Genomic DNA, 20,644 nt, shown 5'->3' with positions numbered 1-20,644 from the left:
CTTTCACTCAGCGCCACTTAGGAGTACAGCCATGCCCAGTACCGACGCCAACGCCGCCCGTTCCCCCCTCCACCGGCTCGGCCAGAACCTCCGCAACCCCTTCGCCCTCGGCTACCTCGCGCTCTGCGTGGCCCTGCTCGTCTGGACCGTCGTCGTGAGCGTCATGGACGACTCGGGCGAGTCCATGGCGGGCGTCGTCCCGGTCCTGGCGACCGCCCCGGGCAGTCTCGTGTTCCTCGTACTACCGGGCGGCAAGGCCATGTTCTTCGTCGCGGTGGTCGTCGGCGCACTGGTGAACGCCTCCATCATCGGCTGGTGCGCCCGCGCACTGGGCCGCGGCAACCAGTCCGACGCCACCCGCTGAGCCCCGGGCAGGACTAGGCTGGGGGCGCGGTGTTCGCCCTGCTTCGCATCGGGCACAACCACCGCGTCGAAGGACTGCGGCATGAGGCACGCGCCCTGCACCACGCACCAACCGACCACGACCCTCGAAGATCGGTCCCTACACCCCCTGTTGGCGGCCGTTCCCTCTCCCCCCGACCCGGCCCTGCTGGCCGAACTCCTCCAACTACGCGCCCAGAACAGTCAGTTGGCACTGGCCCTGGAGACCCGGGCGGTGATCGACCAGGCGCGCGGCATGGTGATGGCCCTCGCACCGTGCACCGGCGACAGGGCCTGGGAGCTGCTGGTGGGCGTCTCCCAGCACTGCAACATCAAGCTCCGGACCGTGGCGGCGGCCCTGGTGGCCACGGCGGAGGACAAGCCGCTCCCGGCCGACATCCAGCGGGAGTTGCGCCGCGCGCTGCGCCGCCTCCACGCGGCGGACCGGCCGTAGCCCGTACAGGATGGGGACGGCACCGGGAGCTGTGGTTCCAACTCTCCGGTGCCTTCGTCCAGAACGGCCGACGGACGCCCCCACTGGGTAGCCCGGCCCGCCGAACCTAAACAGTTCGAGAACTACGTGAACTGCGGGACCTGCCCGGGACCTATTCCGGACGCTGCGTCCGGTCGTTGTGCGCCAGCCCGTCCGGATGGTCCTCCGTACGCTCGCCGAGCGGAAGTACCAGCACCCGTACGGGAGTTGTGTCGTCCTCGCGTTGGATCCGCCCGACCTCCTGCCACCCCCACCCCTTGAGGGCGGCCAGGACCCACCGGGCGGACTCGTCCACCAACGTGACACCCAGCGAGGCCTGGTGGTCGGTGAGCAGCCGCTCCTGCATCAGCCGGGCGAGGCCGCGCGCGTGCTGGTGCGGATGGACGAGGGTCTCCAGGATCGCGAACACATGCCCGGACGCGGTGAGTTGCTCCAGGTTCTGGGGCAACTGCCCCTCGAATCCCTGCCACCACGACCCGTCGCGCGGTACGGAGAAGCCGCAGACGCATCCCGCGAGGGCTTCCGCCTCGGCGACGAGCATGTCGAAGCCGGGCAGTTTCACGTCGTCGGCGAGCCGGAGCAGGAACTTCTGCCGGTCGTTGAACTCCTCGCCCGCGTCGGCGTCGGAGGACTCCACGTACAGATCCGCGAGATCCTCCCGCAGGCCCTCGGCCTGCCAGCGGTTCAGCCGGCGCAGCCGCACCGTGTCCATGGCGTCCACGACGCCCATGACGGTCGGCTCCGGCGGCTGGCCTTCGGGTTCGTGCGATTGCAGCGGGCTGCTCATGAGACGCCTCGGTTCGGAAGACTCGGTGGGGTGGTACGGCGCCGGGGTCTGGGACGTCTGTACAGCAGCATAGCCACGGGTATCACGAAAACCCGTTCGAATGAGCCCGTTTGAAAGCCGTCCCCCCGGGCACTCGTCCGGTGTGCTTCGGACCGGAGGCACCCCCGTGGGAGCGGTGTTCGCTGCTCCCCAGTGTGCTGCGGTCTGCCGACCCCACGGTAAGTGACACCACCGTAGAGGGAGCACGTCCCCATGCAGGCCGAACGTACGCTCAAGTCCCGTACCACCAAGCGCACTTACGACGACTCCCCCGACACCGAAGAGTCGTTCCGCCGGATCGCCGCACTGCCGAACGGTCCGGAGCGGGCAGCGCTGTGCCAGGAAGTGGTGTGCGCGTGGATGCCGATGGCCGTACGGCTGGCCCGGCGCTTCCGGCACCGCGGCGAGTCCGGGGAGGATCTCACGCAGGTCGCCCAACTCGGCCTGGTCAAGGCGGTGTCGCGCTTCGACCCGAGTCTCGGCACGGCCTTCCCCAGCTTCGCGATCCCGACGATCCTCGGCGAGGTGAAGCGGCACTTCCGCGACGACCTCTGGGTCGTCCACGTACCGCGCCGGGTGCAGGAGCTGCGCGGTCAAGTCCGGTCCGCCGACCACGAGTTGAGTGCCACGCGGGGCGGGACGATCTCCGCCGTCCACGAGATCGCCGCGCACACCGGGCTGACGGAGGCCGAAGTACGGCTGGGCCAGGGGGCGTTGGAGGCCTACACCGCCTGGTCCCTGGACGCCGTACCCGGCCACCCCACGGACGGCCACCCGCTGACGGACACCCTCGGTGACATCGAGCCCGACTTCGACCTGATCGTCAACCGCGAGGCGCTGCGTCCCCTGTTGCGGGCGCTGCCCGAGCGGGAGCGCGAGATCCTCTACATGCGCTTCTTCTGCGAGATGACGCAGGCGCGCATCGGGCTGCAGCTCGGCGTCTCCCAGATGCACGTCTCCCGCCTGATCACCCGCACCTGCGCCCGTCTGCACGACCAGGTGATGGCCGAGCCGCGCGCGTTCAGGAGGGCGTCGTAAGGAGGTCCGGCACGTCCGCCGCCTCCGCGACCAGCTGACTCCCGGTCGACGTCCGCTGCGGATCACTCGCGGCGGTCATCAGCCAGGCCGCCGTGGCCGGGTCCGTCTCAGGGGGTACGACGAGCAGGTCCCAGCGGCTCGTCCGGTACGACAGGAGCAGCAGCTGGTGCGGATCCTGCTCGGCCAGGAACCAGCCCACCTTCACGACATGCCCGTCGACCGGCACCTTGCGCGGAAAAGCGGCCGGCCAGTGCGTGGGATTCACCGTGACCCGGGTGATCCGCCCCCACAACGGATCGAGTGCGGCGACCAGTTGGGGAAGTTCCGCCCCCAGGTCACGGGAGCGCGGCCACCAGGCCCCGTCCAGCAGAGCGGGCGCGGAACCGAGCGGAGCGAGCGACATACGGAGTGCGGGGGCGGACGGAACGGGGGCAACAGGTGCAACGGGCGCAGTCATGACGCGAACCCTGCTCTGGGCCGGTCACGACCGGCCCGGCGTAATCGATCACCGAAAACGACACGGGCATGGAGGCCGGTGCGCGGAATACCCTCGGTGACTTCGAGCGTACTCCTCAAGTACTCACCAGCTGTTTTCCCGTACTCGCCAGCTGGTTTCCCGCCGCCTTCCCTCGCGTACGACCGTCGGCCCGCCGAACGGCCCTCGTACTTCCGGCCGAGGTCCGGCTCCGGAACCGGCCGCCCGGCCGAGGTGGCGGGTACCCGTGCGGGAGGAAGCTCTGGGGACAGCAGCCGGTGAGGACCGGCCGCACCGCGAACCGAGGAGCTCCGCATGAAGCGCATCGTCATCGCCCTGGCCGCGGCCGCCGTACTGGCCGGCGGCGTCGTGGTGGCATGGAACGTGTTCGACAACTCGTCGGTCGCCACCGCGAGCGGCCCGGACCACACGGTGCCGCGCGCCGAGGTCGAGAAGCAGGCCAAGGAGAACTACGCCATCCCCTTCGTCCAGGACGGCCCGCAGTCCGTGAGCTGCCCGGGCGGGCTGCGCGCGAAGATGGACTACACCGTGGCGTGCACCGCCGTCTTCAAGGGCGAGACCAAGAAGATGCTGATCTCCGTCACCGGAGTGCACGGCGACCGCGTGAGCTTCGACTACGGCCTGACGAAGTAGGCGGTGCGGCACGGCAGTTGGTGCGGGCCACGGCGACCGGCCGGATCAGCGGTCGCCGACCACACCGCTCCGCCACGCCCAGGCGGCTATCTCCACCCGGTTCCGCAGCTTCAACTTGCCCTGGACACTGGCCATGTGCGTCTTGACGGTGGAGAGCGACACGAACAGCTCGGCGCAGATCTCCTGATTGGTCCGCCCTTCGGCGACCAGCCGCACCACGTCAAGTTCCCTTCCTGTCAGGGGACTTGAGGACACCTCGGCCCGCCGGGCGGTCTCCGCCGCGGGCCGCTGCTCACCGATCCGCTCCAACAGCCGTACGGTCACGGCGGGCGACACCAGCGCGTCGCCGCGCGAGGCCGCGCGCACGGCCTCCACCAGCAGCCCGGGTCCCGCGTCCTTCAGCAGGAACCCGCAGGCGCCGCCGTGCAACGCCCCGTAGACGTAGTCGTCCTGGTCGAAGGTCGTCACGACCACGACCCGCAGCGGATCGACGGCCTTCGGCCCCGCGAGCAGCCGGGTCACCTCCAGCCCGTCGAGCTTGGGCATCCGGATGTCGACGAGACACACGTCGGGCCGCAGCTTCCTGGCCAGCTCCACGCACTCCGCGCCGTCGGCCGCCTCGCCCACCACCTCGATGTCGGGCTGGAGTTGGAGGATGAGCCGGAATCCGGTGCGCACCATTTCCTGATCGTCGGCGATCAGAACGGTGATACGTCTTCCCGAACCACTCGTGCCGGCACCGGCATTGGCCTCGGTCATGCGGGCGATCCTGCCACAGCCCCGCGCAACGGAAACTCCGCCGTCAGCCGCCACCCCCCGTCCTCCGCCCGGCTCGCGTGCAGCGTGCCCCCGACGGCCTCGGCGCGCTCGGCCAGCCCGACGAGGCCCAACCCGCCCCGCCCGCCGAGCGGTTCGGCGTTCGGCGCGGCCCGCCGCGAGGACGGCGCGTTGTGCACCTCGACCCGAAGCCGCCGCCCGTCCCCGTCGCCCTCCCCCGCCAGCGCGACCCGCACGGACACGGACGGCGATCCCGAGGCATGCCGTCGTACGTTCGTCAGCCCCTCCCGCACCACGTTCCGCACGGACGTCTCCACCTCGGGATCGGGCCGCGCCTGCCGCACCTCGGCCGCGACCTGGAGGGTGGCGGGGGCGTCACGCTCGGCGAATGCGGCGACCAGTTCCCCGAGTTCGGCGAAGAGGTCTCCCGGCCGCACCGCCCGCCCGTCGTCCTCGCGCAGCACCCGCACCAACTTCCGCATGGACTGCAGGGTTTCGGACCCGGCCCGCTCGATGTGCCCCAGCAGCACGTCCACCTGCTCGGGCGCGCTCTCCCGGATCGCCCGCGCGGCCTGCGCCTGCACGACGATCCCGGTGACGTGGTGAGCGACGAAGTCATGCAGTTCCCGGGCGAGTTCGAGCCGCTCGCTCTGCCGCACATCGGCGACGGCACGCCTTCTGCGGTCGTCGAGGCTCCGCAGATAGCAGCCGAGCCCGACGGCGGCACCCGTGGGGAAGGTCAGCAAGAAGGAGAAGACGACCCCGTTCGCGTCCAGGCGCATCGGCGCCGCGATCACGGCAACACCCAGCGCGGTGCCCAGAGTTGCGGCCGCCCAGGGCGACGACACGTCCTTCGCCGTACGCACCAGCAGGAGCAGCAGACACAGCGTCTCCAGCAGCCCCCATCCGGCGAAGGACGGCGTCACCGACGTCAGCAACCCCAGGGTGACCGCCCAGGAGACGACCACGGCGACCCACGCGCCCCAGGTAAGCGAGGGCGCCCTGCCGGGCAGCAGCAGGGCCGCCGCGGCCACGACACCGGGCACCACCCGCCACCAGACCCCGTTCCCTTCGAGCCCGGCGGTGGGGACGACGGAGGCCACGTCGAGCACCCACAACAACGCCATGACCAGGGCCAGCGCGGTGAGCGCGGTACGGCGGGACAGCCGGGAGAGGGCCGTCTGGTCGTCGCCCAGATTCTGATCGTCCAGTTCTCGCACAACTCGCAGCGTAGGGGCGCCCGTTGTCACCCGGCCTCGGCCGAAAGGACGATGCGAGGAGCGCGAACCGGTCGCCCGGCCGAGGCGAAGTGCCGTGGCGGCCCGGCATGTTGGGCGCATGAATCCCACCTCACCTCCTGTTCCTCCGCCGGTGTTGCAGGGCATCGCACTGTCCAAGTCCTTCGGGTCGACGCAGGCGCTCGACGCGGTGGACATCGCGGTGCGCGCCGGTGAGTCCGTGGCCGTGATGGGCCCTTCGGGTTCGGGCAAGTCGACGCTGCTGCACTGCCTGGCGAACATCGAACGCCCGGACAGCGGACAGGTGTTGCTGGACGGCGAACGCATCGACCAGCTGCGCGAGCCGCACCGCAGCGAGTTGCGCCGGGTCCGCTTCGGATTCGTCTTCCAGTTCGGCCAGTTGCTGCCCGAACTCCCGGCCGTGGAGAACGTGGCCCTCCCTCTGATGCTCGGCGGCACACCCCGCCGCGAGGCGGAACGCCAGGCCCGCACCTGGTTCGCACCCCTGGGCCTGGACGGCAAGGAGGACAGCCGCCCCGGCCAGCTCTCCGGCGGCCAGGCCCAACGGGTCGCCCTGGCAAGGGCGTTGGTCGCCGGCGCCCAGGTCGTCTTCGCCGACGAACCGACCGGCGCCCTCGACCAGACGACGGGCCAGGAGGTGATCAGCCTGCTGGTGCGGGTCACCAGGGAGCAGAACGCGGCACTGGTGGTGGTCACCCACGACGAGTCGGTCGCCCGCTGGTGCGACCGTACGGTGCGGGTGCGGGACGGACGGATCGTAGGAGAGACGGCGGCCTCGCGGGGCGCCGTAGCGAACACAGGAGCGGGCCGATGAAGGCCAACCACACCACCTGGACGCTGACTTGGCGCCTGTTGCGCGGCGGCGGCCGCCACGGCAACCTCGGCGTGGCCCTCTCCGTGGCCGCCTCCGCCCTCTGCACCGCGCTCCTGTTCCTGTGCGTGGCCGCCAACCTGGGCTTCGGCGCCCGCGCCGCCCACACGGACTGGCGCACCCCCGCGAAGTCCAACTCCGCGCGGGCGGTGGCGATCCAGGCCGTGGCGACCACGTTCGTCGACGGCAACCCGGTGACGGTCGTAGACGTAGCGGCGCTCCCGGGCGGCCGGACGAGTCCCCCCGCACCACCGGGCATGCCCCGCTTTCCCGAGCCGGGCGAGGTATGGACTTCACCGGCTCTGGCGGAACTCCCGGGTGTACGAGGGCTGTTGGGACTCTCGGGGTCGCCGGGGTCGCCGTCCGAACCCCCCACAGGCATCCTGGGCCGAGCCGCGCTAGCGAGGCCGGGCGAGCTGGTGGCGGTGGTCGGCTACGAGGCCAACTCCCCCACGATGACGACGAAACGCGGCACGGACCCGCGCCGCCCCGGCGACATAGTGACCCCCACTCCCATAGCGAACTTCGAGGGAGCACGCCCGGCGGACGGCATGACCGCCCAGTACCAGGACCTGACGAAGCTCGCGACAGCCCTGGTGATCATCCCCCTCCTGCTCCTCGGCGCCTCCTCCGCCCGCCTGTCCGTCTCCCGCCGGGACAGCCGACTGGCCCTGCTACGCCTGCTCGGCGCGGCACCGAGCCGCATAGCGGGAATGGCGGCGGCGGAGGCGGCACTGACGGCCACGGCGGGAGCGGTGACGGGCGCGCTGGGCTACGCGGCACTGCTCCCCCTGGCGTCCAACGTCCCGGTGGCGGGCGGTAGTTGGTACGTCGCCGACCTCTGGGTGGGCGTGCCGGTCCTCCTCGCCGTCCTCACCGGCGTGGTCCTGATGGTGACGGTCAGCGCGTTGGCGGGGCTGCGCCAGGTGGTCGTAGGCCCGTTGGGAGTCGTACGGCGTTCCCGCACCCCCCGCCTGAACGCCGTGCGCGCCCTGCTGTTCGTCGCCGTACTCGTCGGCTACTGGCAGCTCTCCAAGGGCAGGCCGATGGACATCAACGCGGTGGTGTACTGCTGCGCGGCCGTCTTCGCCGCGCTGTCGGTCATCGGCCCTTGGGTGGTAGGCACGTTGGGCTCCCTGGTGACGGACCTGGCCCGCCGCCCAACGACCCTCCTGGCCGGCCGCCGCCTGCTGGACGACCCCAAGTCGGTCTGGCGCGCGGTCTCGGGCCTCACCCTGGCAGGCTTCGTAGCCGGCTTCTTCGCCCTGTTCAGCATCGCGGCGGGCTCCCCGTGGGACACCCCCGGCCAACTGTCCCTCGCCGTACCGAGCGGGCGGGTCGCGGCGGTGCGGGAGTCGGCGGAGGGGCGGTTGAGGGAGGCGGGGATCAGGGCGACGGTTGGTGTGACGACGACTTGGGTGGCTACGGGCACTGGGGCAAGTGGCGCTGGTGGCAGGGGGGTTGAGGGTGACGGTGGGGCAGGCAACGCCGGTGGCGAACGGCAGCTCACGGCGACCATCACCGACCCGAGCCGCATGGACGCGGCACGCGCCGCGCTGACCGGTCTCATCCCCGGCCAGTACCCCCTCACCGGCACGGACATCGACTGGCAGTCACGGGAGTTCGACCACGACTTCCACCTCTCGACCCTGACCGTCCTGGCCGCGAGTTTCACCATCGCCATCGCCTCGACCGGCATCACGGCGGCCTCCTCGGTCCTGGACCGCCGCCGCACCTACGGCCTGCTCCACCTCGCCGGCACGCCCCTCCGCGTCCTGGACACGGCGAGGCGCACGGAGTCGGTACTGCCGGGCGCGGTACTGACGACCGGCGCGGTTCTGACGGGCCTGTTCTGCGCGGCCCCGCTGACCTTCGGCGGCGGCACACCACACCTGGACGCCGGGGGTCTCACCCTCCTGGCCGGCTGCCTGGCGCTGGGCTTCGCGGGGTTGGCGGGGGCGAGCGCGGCGAGCCGGCCGTTGCTGCGGGAGGTGGCGCGGGGGGCGGGGCCGCGCCCGGACTGATCGATGCGGTGACTGACGCCCGATCCACCGATCTCCGGCGACCCACGCCTCCGCCGAACGCCGAACGCCGAGTCCACCATGTCCCGTTGACCGACTCGCCAGGGCACCTGCTTCTCTGCCTCTACGGCGTGCGGGCTACTCCGCCCCGGCTGCTGCGAGGTGGCTGCGCATCATGGCCTCGATCGCGGCGGCGTCGCCTGTCGCCGGCAAGGGCCACGGGACCTCGTCGCCGTTCTCCATGACGAAGCTGCTCAGGAAACGCACGCTGGTGGGAGAGGGGACGTACGCGTCGCGGAGCCACTGGGCGAACAGGGCCGCCGCGTCCACCGTCACGTCGATGATGCTGACGTGGGCGTAGTCCGGAGCGGGCATGGCGGCCGTGCCCGCCACCCACACCTCCGGCGCCACCTCGATCTCGAAGTCCAGGACGGGAACGTCCCGCAGAGAGGACGTGTTCGTCTCCAGGAACGCGTCGGGAAACGCTCGTTCCAACGCGTCCCTGAACGTCTCCAGACTCGCCTGCCAAGCGCCCCCGTTGTCCTCAGGCGGAGCGAAGACGAAGTTCGATCGCGGGTTGTACTCGGCTGCCACAGAATTCCCTCAATCTCAGGGCACGTACCGTGCGGAGCCGGTGACACCGTTCATGGCCATCATCGACTCCCAGTAGGGTGCGCTGTCCTTGCCGTTGGTCACGATCTCAAGCCCTCGGACCTCGGAGTTCGCCGGGTTGGCCATCGCGCTCTTGTACCGCCTGAGTTCTGATTCGTCACTGCGGTACATGCCGTCGACGAGCGGATCCCACTTCGGACTGCCGTTGGCGTCCACCTTCACCGGCTTGGCGAGCGTCTCGTTGACCCGCTCGATACTGCGGAAGCTCCGCTTGGCGCAGTCCGGGTCGCGGACATGCTTCGCCTCGACCAGGTAGCCGTCGGTGGGGCGTATCCCGTCCACCATGAGTCCCTGCCTACGGCCGACCAGGGGTACCTCGCGCTCCGGATAGCCGGCCATCCGGAGCTGGTAGGCGTTGTCTGGGTTGCCCGGGCCACCGCCTCCGGCGAAACCGCCCGTGTTGAGCGAGTCCATGTCACGCACCAGCGTCGATTCCCTTGCCAACTCCGCTAGTTGACCGATGCTTTGCATGTTGTTGATCCGGCGGACATTGCCTGCATCAGTCCGCGCATGTGAACATGACAATTTTTTCACTGGGCGAAAGCATCCGGAGTCGCACAAGACATCTCCGGCGAGGGGAAGACGCTGTGGGCGGCGGGGAGCCGACGGAATCGGCAGGAACGACGGACGAAACCGAGCCCCATCCGCCCAGGTCGGCGCTAGCGGACATCGCGGAACAGACCCTTTTGCGCGCGGCCCACGCGTCGACGCCTCCCGACGAAGCCTTCTCTGCACCGCAACCGACCTCGAACACCGGCAGGTTTGCCACCGCGAAGTCGACCGTAGCGGCAACAGTCACGACCGTAACGACGACCGGCCCTGCACCAGCCGCTCCGGAATCCGCAGACGCAGGTGCACAGCCGGCTGCCAGGGCAGAGGTGCCGCCCTCTCCGGAACAGGCCACTCAACTCCGCGCACACCAACGCGAAGTCATGGCGAGAATCGGCGAGTTCCGTCGCCGCCGCGTCCTCGTTCCGTATGGAGAGAACGGCGCCGCCCTGACGGTGGAGATGCACGGGGCGCGGTGGCTGCTCGCGTTCAGCGACGAGGCCGCACTCGCACGGTATGCGAGGGCGCGCGGGGAGAGCGACCGGTCCTGGCGGTACCGGGCGGTGTGGGGCGCCGCGGTGCTGGACGCCGGTGTTCCGGCGATGGCCGCGGAGGCCGGGTTGCCGTGCGGGGTGCTGGTGGATGCCGGCGACGGCGAGCGGGGACTGGTGCTGCCGCCGGTGGTGGGGATCGTGCCGGAGGCGGTCGCCGTGGACCGGCCGGACATCGACGGTGCAGCGCCGGAAGCGGAACCGGAACGCGTGTGAGCAGCGTGTGGGACACGGACTCGGGTGCCGAGGCCGGACGACCGACGGAGAGACGGTAGTGACGACGCCGGATGGGGGCGAACAGCCGGATCTGCGGGTGCAGGGGCTGGAGTTGATCGCGGAGGGCATCACAACAAGGCGCTGAGCGAGCTGGATTCGCTGGGGACGATGAAGGGGTGGGCCGGTGCGGGCCGCGGCTTCACCAGCCTGGAGATGGACGGCAAGGACGCCGGCGACGACCAACTGGGCGCGATGCTGCACACCTTCTGCGAGCGGTGGCAGTGGGGAGTTCGCGGGCTGATGGACGAGGGCAACGCCTTCGCGGAGGCGATGGGGCTCTCGGCCGGCACCTTCCACCAGACGGACGAGTATGTGAAGGGATCACTGAAGGTCGCCTACAACTCCGTCGCCGGAGATCCCTTTGCCGCCAACGACAAGGTGGCGCAGGAAAGCCTGGACCAGATCAACCATTCCGTGCTGACGACTGGTTACGGCGAGAAGGACCGCGACAACACACGACGCCGCCGGCCGGGAACTCGCCCGCGTCTTCGGCGACGCGATCGCCATGACCTCGGCCTGGGACGAAGCCGGACGGCTCGCCACGCAGCAGATCACCGCCGGGGGCCGCGACGTCAACAGCCGCGCCTACTCCTACCGCGCCGACGGCCACTTGACCTCTGTCGTGGACCGGTTGTCGGGCTCCCGCACCTTCGATCTCGACCGCGTGGGCCGGGTCACCGCAGTCCACGCCCAGGGCTGGACGGAGCGGTACGCCTACGACGACGCCGGCAACCAGACCTCGGCGTCCTGGCCCTCCGGCCACCCCGGCCGCGAGGCCACCGGAGCGCGTGCCTACACCGGCACCACTCTCACCCGCGCCGGAGACGTCCGCTTCGAGCACGACGCCCTCGGCCGGGTCGTCCTGCGGCAGAGGACCCGGCTCTCCCGCAAGCCGGACACCTGGCGCTACACATGGGACGCGGAGAACCGCCTCACCTCCGTGACCACCCCCGACGGGACCAGGTGGAGGTACCGCTACGACCCGCTCGGCCGCCGCACCGCGAAACAGCGCCTGGCGGCCGGCAGCGAGGACGTGGTCGAGGAGGTCCGGTTCGCCTGGGACGGCCTGACCCTCTGTGAACAGACCAGCCACCAGCCGGATGTCCCGCACACGGTCGCCCTGACCTGGGACCACCGTGACGTCGTCCCCCTGGCCCAGACCGAACGCATCCTCACGGCCGACGACCGCCAGGAGGAGATCGACCGGCGGTTCTTCGCCATCGCCACGGACCTCGTCGGCACCCCGACCGAACTCATCGACGAGACGGGCGACATCGCCTGGCGCACCCGGAGCACACTCTGGGGCACCACGGCCTGGTCCCGTGACGCCGGGGCGTACACCCCACTGCGTTTCCCCGGCCAGTACTACGACCCCGAGACCGGCCTCCACTACAACTGCTTCCGCCACTACGACCCCGAGACCGGCCGCTACATCTCGCCGGATCCTCTCGGCCTGGCTCCCGCCCCGAATCCCCTCGCGTACGTGGACAACCCGCACAGCGGGTGCGACCCGCTGGGGCTCATGCCCAAATACACGAGGGAGGAGCGGGCCCAGAAGCGGATCGACAAGATCGTGGACGGCATCATCGACAGGGCGAACAACGGGGAGTTCAAGAAGCGTTTCGACTACCACGGGGACACCCGACACGCCTTCACTGACGATCGGGTCATCGAGATCCTGAAAAACCCGGACGCCGTCTACCACTCGACGGGCATGGCCGGGACATTCACCTTCAGACAGGGCGACGACATCGTGGTGATCGACGGCCCCGGCAACACCCAGGGCCAGGCCATCACGGCGTACGGACCATCGGGCGTCAAGGGCCACTCCGGGGCCAACGTGCTCGGCGGCAAGCCCACGGACCCCGGTGCGCCGGTGACTGACGAGGCCATCGTGAAGGGCACGATTCCCGCCAAGGACGGCGGCTTCCAGCCTCCGGCAGTGCGGATCAGATGAGGCAGTGATGACGACGAAACTGAAGTTCGACGGCGGCTGGTGGGCGACCGTGACGGACGAACCACTCCACCTCGTTCCCCGACTCTTGGGTACTTTCATGATCGTTTCCCCTTATGGGGACAGGGTCGAACGAGAGAAGTTCCTCGCGGACACGTTCGGCAGCCAGGACTTGCTCTGGGACCTCCCTGACGTTTTCCGCTTCGATCCGAGCGGCCGACAGCTGGTCGGGGCCGAATTCCGGATGCCGGAAGAGTCCGCCTCGGCCGAGGACTCCGCCCGCCTTCCCGCCATGCCCGCGGTACGCCCGGGCGGGCTCCGTGCGGACGAGGTCAAGAACTTCCGGCATGAGATGTGCACGGTTCTGTGCCGTGCCCCCGGCGACGCCGTGCTGACCTGTCTGCGCGACCTCGACGTCCTCGACGAGCCGCTGGAGGCCCGCATCGGCATCGCCCCAGACGTAGCGCTCCTTGTCCAGCAGGGCGCAGTCGTCGGCTGGAGCCTGACCGACCCCGCCCGGTACTTGACCCCCGGGCTAGCCGACCCCGATCCCCACCTGCCGTCCGACACCACCCGTCGGCTGCTCACCGAGTGCCTGGACCTGGTCACCACGCCGTTGGTCGATGACCTGGTGGACGGCGAACCGGCAGCCCTGGCCCGGCTCCGCGCCGCCGACGAGTCCCTGCGCAACCAGCGCGAGGACCGCCACCGGGCCGACGCGCTGCTCGCGCTGATCACCCAACTGGTCGAGGACTACGGAAACTGGTGACGGCCGGGTGCGCATCGCGAAGTACGCGACCGTGGAGGAACGCCGGCGGCGGTTCCTGCGGGACACCTTCGGCAGCGAGCCGTGGCTGTGGGACACCCCTGACGAGCTCAGTTCGACCAGCGCAGTCGTGAACTGAGCTGCGCCGAGCTCCAGTTGCCCGACGAAGCCGCCGATCCGGAGGGTTCCGCCCGCGCTCTCACCACACCCGCTGCTTCTCTTCGCTGCGGCGCCGAGGCCGAGATCCTCGCTGGCTGTTTCTGGCCTTAGCCCGGTCGACCTGACACAGCAGCAGGTCAGCGAACTGGATGATCTCGGCCGCCTCGATCGGGTCGTCGAAGTTGACGGTGCGGTGACGGGAGGGGTTCTTGTAGCGACCCATGGCTCCGGCGACGAGCGCGGACCCGGCTTCCTGCTCGCCCCTTCGGCGCCTACGTCGGCCGGCGGACCGCCGGGCTTGCCGTTCTGGTGCGGCTGGAACGCCTTGCGCATCAGCGCGACGCCGACGAGAGAATTGTCGAGCCCGCAGGCATCGCGGACGGCGACCTCAACCGCCTTCATGGCGGCGAAACACGCGGTCTCGTAGTCTCCGAGGTCGAAGTTGGTACGTACCGTCTTCTCCAAGTCCGGGTGGAGCGGGCCGGCGAGCCGCGTGCGGGCTTCGAACCGTGCCGCGCCCTCAGGATCTGCGGCCAAGTCCCGTCCGTCGCGGGAGAGCTGCCGGAAGTCCTCGGACTGCCCAGGGACACCGGACAACAGCGCATGTGCCTCCAACCAGCTCCAAGCGTCGGACAGCCGGTCCACCAGCCTCTCACCGTCCGGCTCTTCCCGGAGCGCCTCACGGGCGCTGCCCATTGTTCCTCGGTACTCCAGGTAGCCGTCGCCACGAGCAAGCCTCTGCAGCAGGAGGAGCGCGACGTCGCGGGTGGGCAGTTGCCGGAGCTGGTCCGCCGGGACCGGCGACTCGAACGTGTACACCCGGCTCTTCAACGCGTCGAAGCGGGCGAACCGTTTGGCGTGGTCGGGGTGCCAGTCCACCGGGAACCGGTACATGTATCGGCGCCGTGCGGCCATCCAGCAGGCGGGCCGAGTCCGCCACCAGATCCTCGATCACATGCTCGGACGTCGGCGTCCGCCCTCCGGTGCGGTCATCGGCCTGCCTGCATCCGACGAGCCCTCACCGACACGACGGCCCCGGCCAGGCCTCCATCCCACGCATACGTAGCCAGTTACGCCACGCCACTCACCGCCCCGGCTCCCTCAGGGAACGTTGAGCGCTTCCGTCCGACTGCCGAGAGATCTCGCACAGGTAGAGGCCGGCCGAGCCGCCGAGGACGACACGGTCGTCGTGCGGGTGGAACGCGCAGGAGGACAGGTGGTTGTCCACGCGCAGCCGACAGGGCTCGGCCTCCGACGCCGTATCCCACAGAAGCGCCGAGCCCTCCATCGTGACCGCGACCAGATGGCTCCCATCCCGCGAGAGGGCGACGGACCACACCGCCGAGCCGTCGCCTTCCAGCATGCGGCGAGGCTGTCCCGTCGCCGGATCCCACAGCACCGTGTGGCCGTCGTACCCACCGGTGGCCAGCTGCCGGCCGTCGGGCGACCAGGACACGCCACTGATCGAACTGACATGGCCCTCCCACTCGTCGACCGTCCCGGTGGGTCGGCCGGCCAGGTCGAGTCGGACGACGCGCAGTTCCCGGGAGGTGGTGGCCACGGTCAGCAGCGACCCGTCGGGGGCGAACGCCAAGGCGTTGGCACCGGCGCCCACCGGCACCGTCTCTGCCGGCTGCCACGAGGCGGTCCGCCACAGCAGCACATCGGTGCCGTCTCCGGCGGCCACCCAGTGGCCGTCGGCGCTCCAGGCGACCGCGCCCGGGTAGGCCAGCTTCCGGGCCGGCACCCGGACCACCTCGTGCCGTTCGGTGTCCCACAGCAGCAACCGGCCGTCGTCGCCCGCGCTGAGCAGTTGCCGCCCGTCCGGCGACCAGGCGACGGTTCGCAGGTCGCCTTCGTGCGCGGACACGGCGTACTCCGACCAGACCGGCAGGCCGGCGACACCCGCCGGAGCCGACATCAGCTGACCTCCCGTGTTTCCTGCGGCGAGGGCACCCCGGGACGACCAGGCCACGGTGTTCACGCGGTCGTCGAGTCCGGCGTCGGGGTGGTCCCGGCGCTCGGGGGTCCACAGGCGCACCACGGGCTGACGAGTGGCGACGGCGAAGCGGTCCTCCCTGGGATGCGGAGCAATCGCCTTCGCCTGGACACCACGGGCGGAGAAACTGTCGGTGAGTTCCAGGCGCGGTGTGTTCGCCCACCAGGAGATCTTTCGGACGACGACGGTCCCGTCGTTGTCGCCCGTGAGGAGGGTGTCGCCCGACCCCGTCCACGCAAGCGACCGCAGCCAGGTCGTCCGGCCGAGGTCCTCTCCGAAGACCCGGGCCACGGCGTCGGCCCCGGCACAGTCGATGAGGGTCACCGTCGCCGAGTTCCCGGCGACGGCCAGCAGGTTCCCGTCCGGGTGCCAGTCCAGGGCCTGGACCACGGACTGCCCGGTGTCGAGCGCCACCGGTTCGGTCTCCTCGGCGTCCCGCCACAGCCGGACCCGGCCGTCGCCGAGACCGACGGCCAACCCGCCGCGCGCATGCCAACCGAGCACCGTGCAGGTGGCGTCACTCCGACCGGGCAGGGGCGGCCCGAGGCTCTCCGCGGTGAACGGCGCGTGCCAGAGCCGCACGTCCCTGCCGCAGGCTACGGCGACCGCCCGGGAGTCGGGGGCGAAGGCCACCTGGACCTGGGGACGGTCGTCGTCGCCGATGGTCAGCCGCCGTACGACGCGCCCTTGCGACGGGTCCACCAGCAGTACGTCGCCCCGATCGGTGCCCACGGCCAGGAACACCACGTCCGGGCTCCACGACAGCGCGACGACCGCGGGAGGGCCGGCCGCCGCGTCCACACCGGGGCTCTGGCCCTTGCCGGCCGTTTCCACCACGAGGTCCGGTATGCCGTCCTCGTCGATCCACCGGATGCGTACGGTGCCGTCGTCGCCGCCGGTGGCCAGCAGCCGGCCGTCCGGTCTCCAGCACAGGGCGTGCACGACGCCCGTGTGACCGGTCAGCACCCGCCACAACCGTCCGTCTGGGCCGTCGGGAAAGGGCGCCTTCGCGATCAGCCCGCCGACCAGCACGTCGTGCGTGTGATGCAGCCGCCGCATCAGCTTCTCGGAGGCCACGCAGCGGCTGTACAGGGTCACGGCGAGATCGACGCGCCGCGCGTGCCCCGTCAGCAGATGGGCCTCCCCGTAGACCAGCGAAGCGAGTTCCGTCGCAAAGCCGTCCATGCCCAGGGGCAGGAGGACCCGGCGGCGGCGTGCCGCTTCCGCCTCCAGGGCCGTGGGGCCGCTGCGCCAGAGCCGTTCCACCAGGAAGCGGAGGTCGGTGGTGGTGCGGTCCAGGCCGACACCGTCTTCGGCTTCCGCGAGGTGGTAGGTGACCTGGTCCAGGAACTCCGGGTCCGCGTCGGGCCCGGCCAGGGCGTGCCAGCCCGCACCGCCGCACAGCGGAGCGTGTACGTCCAGCAGGGTGCGATGGGCCTGCCGTACCGTGCGCGGTTCGCGGCGGCGGAGGATGGCACGGATGACGTCGTGGAGCCGTATGCCCTCGGCGTCGAGCTGGGCCAGCAGGGAGTGGTCGTCCAGGCGCAGGCACTCCTGTCGCGCCGTCAGCTCGGACACTCCCCAGAGCCGGGCGAGCCAGCGGTAGGGGATGTGCTGGTCCTCGGGGAAACAGGCCGTTGCCAGCAGCCGGGCCACGGAGTCGACGCCGGTGTCCGGGATGCGGGCGAGCTCGACGAGGCTGAGGTCGACGGTGACCCCCATCGTGCGGGTGTGGGGGTCGGGGTCGGTGTGGATCGGATCCAGCAGCCCTCGGCGGTCCAGCTCCCCGGCCATGGTGGACACGACCTCCGCGAGGCCCATCCCGCTGCGCTGCACCATGCTCCGCAGGACGCCGTTGAACAGGCGCAGGGCCAGCGGCCAGTTGCCGGAACGCTCGGCCAACGGCAGCACGGTCGTGTTGTCGGCCCCGACGATTCCCGCCGTCAGCAGGCTCAGCGACTGGGCGAAGGACATCCGGTCGACGTGGACCAGCGGCGCGGACCGGTCGAGGAGACCCCGACTGCGGGTGGTGACCAGACGGACGCAGCCGCTGCCGCCCCGCAGGAACGGCTCCAGGTCCTCCCGCCGCCACACGTCGTCGACGACCAGCAGGACATGCCGTCCGTCGAGCGCCGCTCCCAGGGCCACACCCGCCGCCTCCGCGGTCGCGTAGCCAGGGGGTTCAGCGCCGGTGAGGAGTCTGACCAAGTCGCGCGCCACGGTGCTGATGCCCTGCTGCGACGCGTCCTGGCCGAGCTGCACCCACAGCACACCGTCGGGGAAGGCCGCCAGTACGTCCGGGTGACGACAGGCCCACGCGGCCAGCGTGGTCTTGCCGAACCCGCCGGTGCCGTGGACGCCGGTCACGGTGGAGGTCAGGCCCACGGCGGCGGGAGCGCCTGCGTTCCCGGCCGCCGCCTCCGCGGCCGCCAGCAGCGACCTGACCACGCGGTCGCCCTGCTCGGGCCGTTCGACGAAGTCCGAGGGGACGGGAGGTGCCATGTGCGGCGGCTGGCCCGTCGCGACAGGCCCGCACGGAGGCCGGTCGGCCACAGCCCCCGTCGAAGTCAGCCGCACGATCCCCGGCCCGGACGGCGGCGGTGTCACCCCGTGCCGGGCCAGCAACTCGCCGCCCGCGTGGGCCGCGAGCCGGAAGTACCGCCATCTGTGGGCGTCGCTCAGGTTCGTGTACGTGGTGAAGCGCAGCGCCGTCGCCTGGACGGACAGGAGCAGCTGATCCGACCACAGGTCCGCCCAGCCGTCCGGGACGACGTCGGCGCAGGCGGCGTGCACACCGTCCACGAGTTCCCGCACCCACGGGACGAGATGACGGACATGGACGTCCCGCGGGTTCACCACATGGGAGAGCAGCGCGAGTTCCTGCGGCGCGTCGAGGTCGGCGGGTACGCCGGCCAGCACCGACAGCATCAGCATGGCGACGTCCCGCGTCAGCGGAGCCGTCTCGGCGAAGTCGGCCAGGTCGATGAACCGGTAGGCGTCCGGGCGGAGCGTCCCTCGGGGAGAGGGCACCATGACGTTCTGCAGATGCAGGTCCGAATGGGCCACACCGTGCACCACCTGGAACAGAGGGTCGACCAGCCGCCGGTCACCCAGGGCCATGAGCAACGGATTCGGGAGAACGACGCCGTCGATCTCCATCCACCCCGGCCGCGCCGGGTCCAGCGGGAACGCGCCGACCTGGACGGCGTACGCCCTTACCTCACCGTCCGCCTCTACCGACCCGCCGAGTTCATCGCGCAGGAACCGAGAGACGGGGACCTCTTGGGCCTCCCTGTTCTCGACTCCCGCGTTCCAGTCGGTCACCAGCCCCGTGACCACGACACGGAAGACGGACAGCAGGTCCTCCCCGCCGAGGTGGGCCATCGTCACCACATCGCGCAGGCTGCCGCCGGCGGGGCGCTGGAAGGTGAGCAGCCGACCGTCGCCCACGGGGTACGGAGGAAAGGCCGGTTCGGTCAGATGCCGGGTGGCGAAGTCCCCCCGGAGCCGGGAGGCGCGCAACGCCCGCTCGTGGGCCGCGGGTTCCGCGCGCTGGTCGGCGGGACACAGTTTGACCACGACGGTGCCTGCCCCGGTGACCGTCACGGCCGTGAGCGTCGCGCCCGTGTAGCCCTTCCCCGAGGGCTTCCAACGGGGTCTGAGCGGCGCGACCTTCTTCCCCGTTTCGTCGGCCCAGCGCAGCAGAGCTTGTGCCGCGGTCTCGTCCCCCAGGCACTCGGTCAGCTCGGCAAGTTCGGTCATCGTCCTCCAGCCCGAAGACGCCGGCACACCGCTCATGGCTCGCCACCCGACGATCGGAGCCATTGTGACACCGCTGGGAGCGGTGTCCGGCGTGATGCCGTATATACACCGCGTGGGCCCGCGGGCAGAGTGGAGGGGAGTGTGCCGAGGACGAGGGGGACGTCATGGGCAGCGAGCCGGTCGGGGGCTCTCGCATCCTGTCGGAACAGAACGGGGAGGCGGCCCAGCAGCGGTTGCGGGCGATGGAGGTGTCCCATCTCCGGGCCCAGCGGCTGGCCAACGCCCGGATGGGGGTGTCGGTGCTGCTGGCGGCCACCGGACTCGTCACGGTCTTCCTTCCCGACCTCACCGCGCCGGTGACCGTGCTGGGCGGGGTCTGGGCCGTGGCGCACTCGGTGGGCCTCACCTCGTGGGAGAGCAGCGAGTCGCGCCGCGCGGCGCTGCTGCAGGAATCGTTCGACGTACGGCTGTTCCAGCTGGAGTGGAACGGCCCGATGGCGGGATCCCCGCCCTCCCCACAGCTGATCAGCAGCCTCAGTCGGCGGTTCGCGGGCGACGAGGCGGAACTACGGGACTACTACGAGATTCCCGAACTGCCGCACCCCTACGCCGTGCTCGCCTGTCAGCAGCAGAACCTCGGGTGGGGCGCCCGGGTCCGCCGCCGCTATGCCCGGACCGTGCTCACATCCCTGCTGATCTGGCTGGGACTGGGACTCGTCATCGGTCTTTCGGCCCGCATGAGCGTGCTCGATCTGCTGCTGCTGTGGTATGTGCCCTCGCTCGGCGCGGTGCTGATGGGCGTGGAGGTGTGCCGTACGCAGTGGCGGGTGATCACCGACCGGGAGCGCGTGATGGAACTGCTGGAGGCCAGGGTCGCCGCCGGCGGGGACACGGCCGCCCTGCTGGTCTTCGCCCGGCAGATCCAGGATGTGATCTTCCAGTCCCGGCAACGGCACACCCGGGTGCCTGGCTGGTTCTTCCGCCGCTTCAAGAGCGCGGACCGGGCCGACTTCCAGGCCGCGATGCACGACCTGCAGAACGTCGTCGCCCGCGCCACTCCCCAACCCGGCTGACAGCGAGCCGATTTGGAGCCTCGGCAGGACCGTGCAGACCTCTTGCTTCCCGGGCCGGCGGTCCCGCGGGGTGAGGTACCGTCGGCGT

16 protein-coding genes and 3 pseudogenes are annotated in these 20,644 nt (G+C 70.7%); 11 read left to right on the top strand and 8 right to left on the bottom strand.

The window, feature by feature from the left end; translation table 11 throughout:
* Window positions 1-31: 31 nt before the first annotated feature.
* On the top strand, window positions 32-364 hold the full coding sequence (locus OO69_RS42675; protein WP_033286355.1) for an SCO4225 family membrane protein: 333 nt from the start codon (window positions 32-34) through the stop codon (window positions 362-364).
* An 81-nt stretch (window positions 365-445) separates the two neighbouring features.
* Window positions 446-835, top strand: a complete 390-nt coding sequence (locus OO69_RS42670) for an ANTAR domain-containing protein (RefSeq protein ID WP_033286354.1) — start codon at window positions 446-448, stop codon at window positions 833-835.
* A gap of 151 nt (window positions 836-986) precedes the next feature.
* On the opposite strand, the gene OO69_RS53275 is transcribed toward OO69_RS42670, so the two are convergent.
* Entirely contained in the window at window positions 987-1,661 is a 675-nt protein-coding gene (locus OO69_RS53275) for a hypothetical protein (protein WP_234444677.1), read from the bottom strand.
* Between the two features lie 252 nt (window positions 1,662-1,913).
* Between OO69_RS53275 and OO69_RS42660 the strand changes: the two genes are divergently transcribed.
* Window positions 1,914-2,738: a SigB/SigF/SigG family RNA polymerase sigma factor gene (locus OO69_RS42660; RefSeq protein WP_033286353.1), complete on the top strand. Its 825-nt coding sequence runs from the start codon at window positions 1,914-1,916 to the stop codon at window positions 2,736-2,738.
* A 16-nt stretch (window positions 2,739-2,754) separates the two neighbouring features.
* On the opposite strand, the pseudogene OO69_RS42655 reads toward OO69_RS42660, so the two are convergent.
* Window positions 2,755-3,195 (bottom strand): annotated as a pseudogene (locus tag OO69_RS42655) (DUF5994 family protein); the annotation flags it as partial.
* A gap of 333 nt (window positions 3,196-3,528) precedes the next feature.
* Between OO69_RS42655 and OO69_RS42650 the strand changes: the two are divergent.
* Window positions 3,529-3,867, top strand: a complete 339-nt coding sequence (locus OO69_RS42650; RefSeq protein ID WP_033286352.1) for a DUF4333 domain-containing protein — start codon at window positions 3,529-3,531, stop codon at window positions 3,865-3,867.
* A gap of 45 nt (window positions 3,868-3,912) precedes the next feature.
* Here OO69_RS42650 and OO69_RS42645 read toward each other — a convergent pair whose 3' ends face one another.
* Entirely contained in the window at window positions 3,913-4,626 is a 714-nt protein-coding gene (locus tag OO69_RS42645) for a response regulator (protein WP_051801641.1), read from the bottom strand.
* A complete protein-coding gene (locus OO69_RS42640; RefSeq protein WP_234444676.1) occupies window positions 4,623-5,864 on the bottom strand; it encodes a sensor histidine kinase in 1,242 nt (413 codons plus the stop codon). The genes OO69_RS42645 and OO69_RS42640 overlap by 4 nt, the downstream gene beginning before the upstream one ends.
* Before the next feature lie 118 nt (window positions 5,865-5,982).
* Between OO69_RS42640 and OO69_RS42635 the strand changes: the two genes are divergently transcribed.
* Both OO69_RS42635 and OO69_RS42630 read left to right on the top strand, forming a co-directional pair.
* Complete coding sequence (locus tag OO69_RS42635; protein ID WP_033286351.1) at window positions 5,983-6,717, top strand: ABC transporter ATP-binding protein; 735 nt, start codon at window positions 5,983-5,985, stop codon at window positions 6,715-6,717.
* The gene (locus OO69_RS42630) at window positions 6,714-8,798 is read left to right on the top strand and encodes an FtsX-like permease family protein (protein ID WP_033286350.1); all 2,085 of its coding nucleotides are present in this window, start codon (window positions 6,714-6,716) and stop codon (window positions 8,796-8,798) included. Before OO69_RS42635 ends, OO69_RS42630 begins: the two co-directional genes overlap by 4 nt.
* Before the next feature lie 135 nt (window positions 8,799-8,933).
* On the opposite strand, the gene OO69_RS42625 is transcribed toward OO69_RS42630, so the two are convergent.
* Window positions 8,934-9,389 carry a hypothetical protein gene (locus OO69_RS42625; protein ID WP_033286349.1) on the bottom strand — a complete coding sequence of 152 codons (456 nt, stop codon included), beginning with the start codon at window positions 9,387-9,389 and terminating at the stop codon, window positions 8,934-8,936.
* Between the two features lie 15 nt (window positions 9,390-9,404).
* Complete coding sequence (locus OO69_RS42620) at window positions 9,405-9,938, bottom strand: restriction endonuclease fold toxin-2 domain-containing protein (protein WP_078652822.1); 534 nt, start codon at window positions 9,936-9,938, stop codon at window positions 9,405-9,407.
* Between the two features lie 461 nt (window positions 9,939-10,399).
* Here OO69_RS42620 and OO69_RS42615 point away from each other — a divergent pair, with 461 nt between their 5' ends.
* The 4 genes and pseudogenes from OO69_RS42615 (at window position 10,400) to OO69_RS53650 (ending at window position 13,702) form a co-directional block, all read left to right on the top strand.
* Window positions 10,400-10,783: a hypothetical protein gene (locus tag OO69_RS42615; protein ID WP_033286348.1), complete on the top strand. Its 384-nt coding sequence runs from the start codon at window positions 10,400-10,402 to the stop codon at window positions 10,781-10,783.
* 505 nt (window positions 10,784-11,288) lie between these two features.
* Window positions 11,289-12,800, top strand: a pseudogene (locus OO69_RS42610) (RHS repeat-associated core domain-containing protein); the annotation flags it as partial.
* Window positions 12,801-12,807: 7 nt separating this feature from the next.
* Window positions 12,808-13,566, top strand: a complete 759-nt coding sequence (locus tag OO69_RS42605) for a hypothetical protein (protein WP_051801637.1) — start codon at window positions 12,808-12,810, stop codon at window positions 13,564-13,566.
* A 7-nt stretch (window positions 13,567-13,573) separates the two neighbouring features.
* Window positions 13,574-13,702 (top strand): hypothetical protein, encoded by a 129-nt coding sequence (locus OO69_RS53650; RefSeq protein ID WP_267885243.1) that lies wholly within the window; start codon window positions 13,574-13,576, stop codon window positions 13,700-13,702.
* Between the two features lie 60 nt (window positions 13,703-13,762).
* On the opposite strand, the pseudogene OO69_RS50900 reads toward OO69_RS53650, so the two are convergent.
* A pseudogene (locus OO69_RS50900) lies at window positions 13,763-14,418 on the bottom strand (TIGR02391 family protein).
* Window positions 14,419-14,806: 388 nt separating this feature from the next.
* Window positions 14,807-19,483, bottom strand: a complete 4,677-nt coding sequence (locus tag OO69_RS42595; protein WP_033286346.1) for an NB-ARC domain-containing protein — start codon at window positions 19,481-19,483, stop codon at window positions 14,807-14,809.
* 164 nt (window positions 19,484-19,647) lie between these two features.
* Between OO69_RS42595 and OO69_RS42590 the strand changes: the two genes are divergently transcribed.
* Complete coding sequence (locus OO69_RS42590; RefSeq protein ID WP_033286345.1) at window positions 19,648-20,556, top strand: S-4TM family putative pore-forming effector; 909 nt, start codon at window positions 19,648-19,650, stop codon at window positions 20,554-20,556.
* Window positions 20,557-20,644 lie beyond the last annotated feature (88 nt).

Source organism: Streptomyces sp. NRRL F-525 (assembly GCF_000716605.1).
Classification (GTDB): domain Bacteria; phylum Actinomycetota; class Actinomycetes; order Streptomycetales; family Streptomycetaceae; genus Streptomyces.
This window is presented reverse-complemented; position numbering and strand designations above follow the sequence as displayed.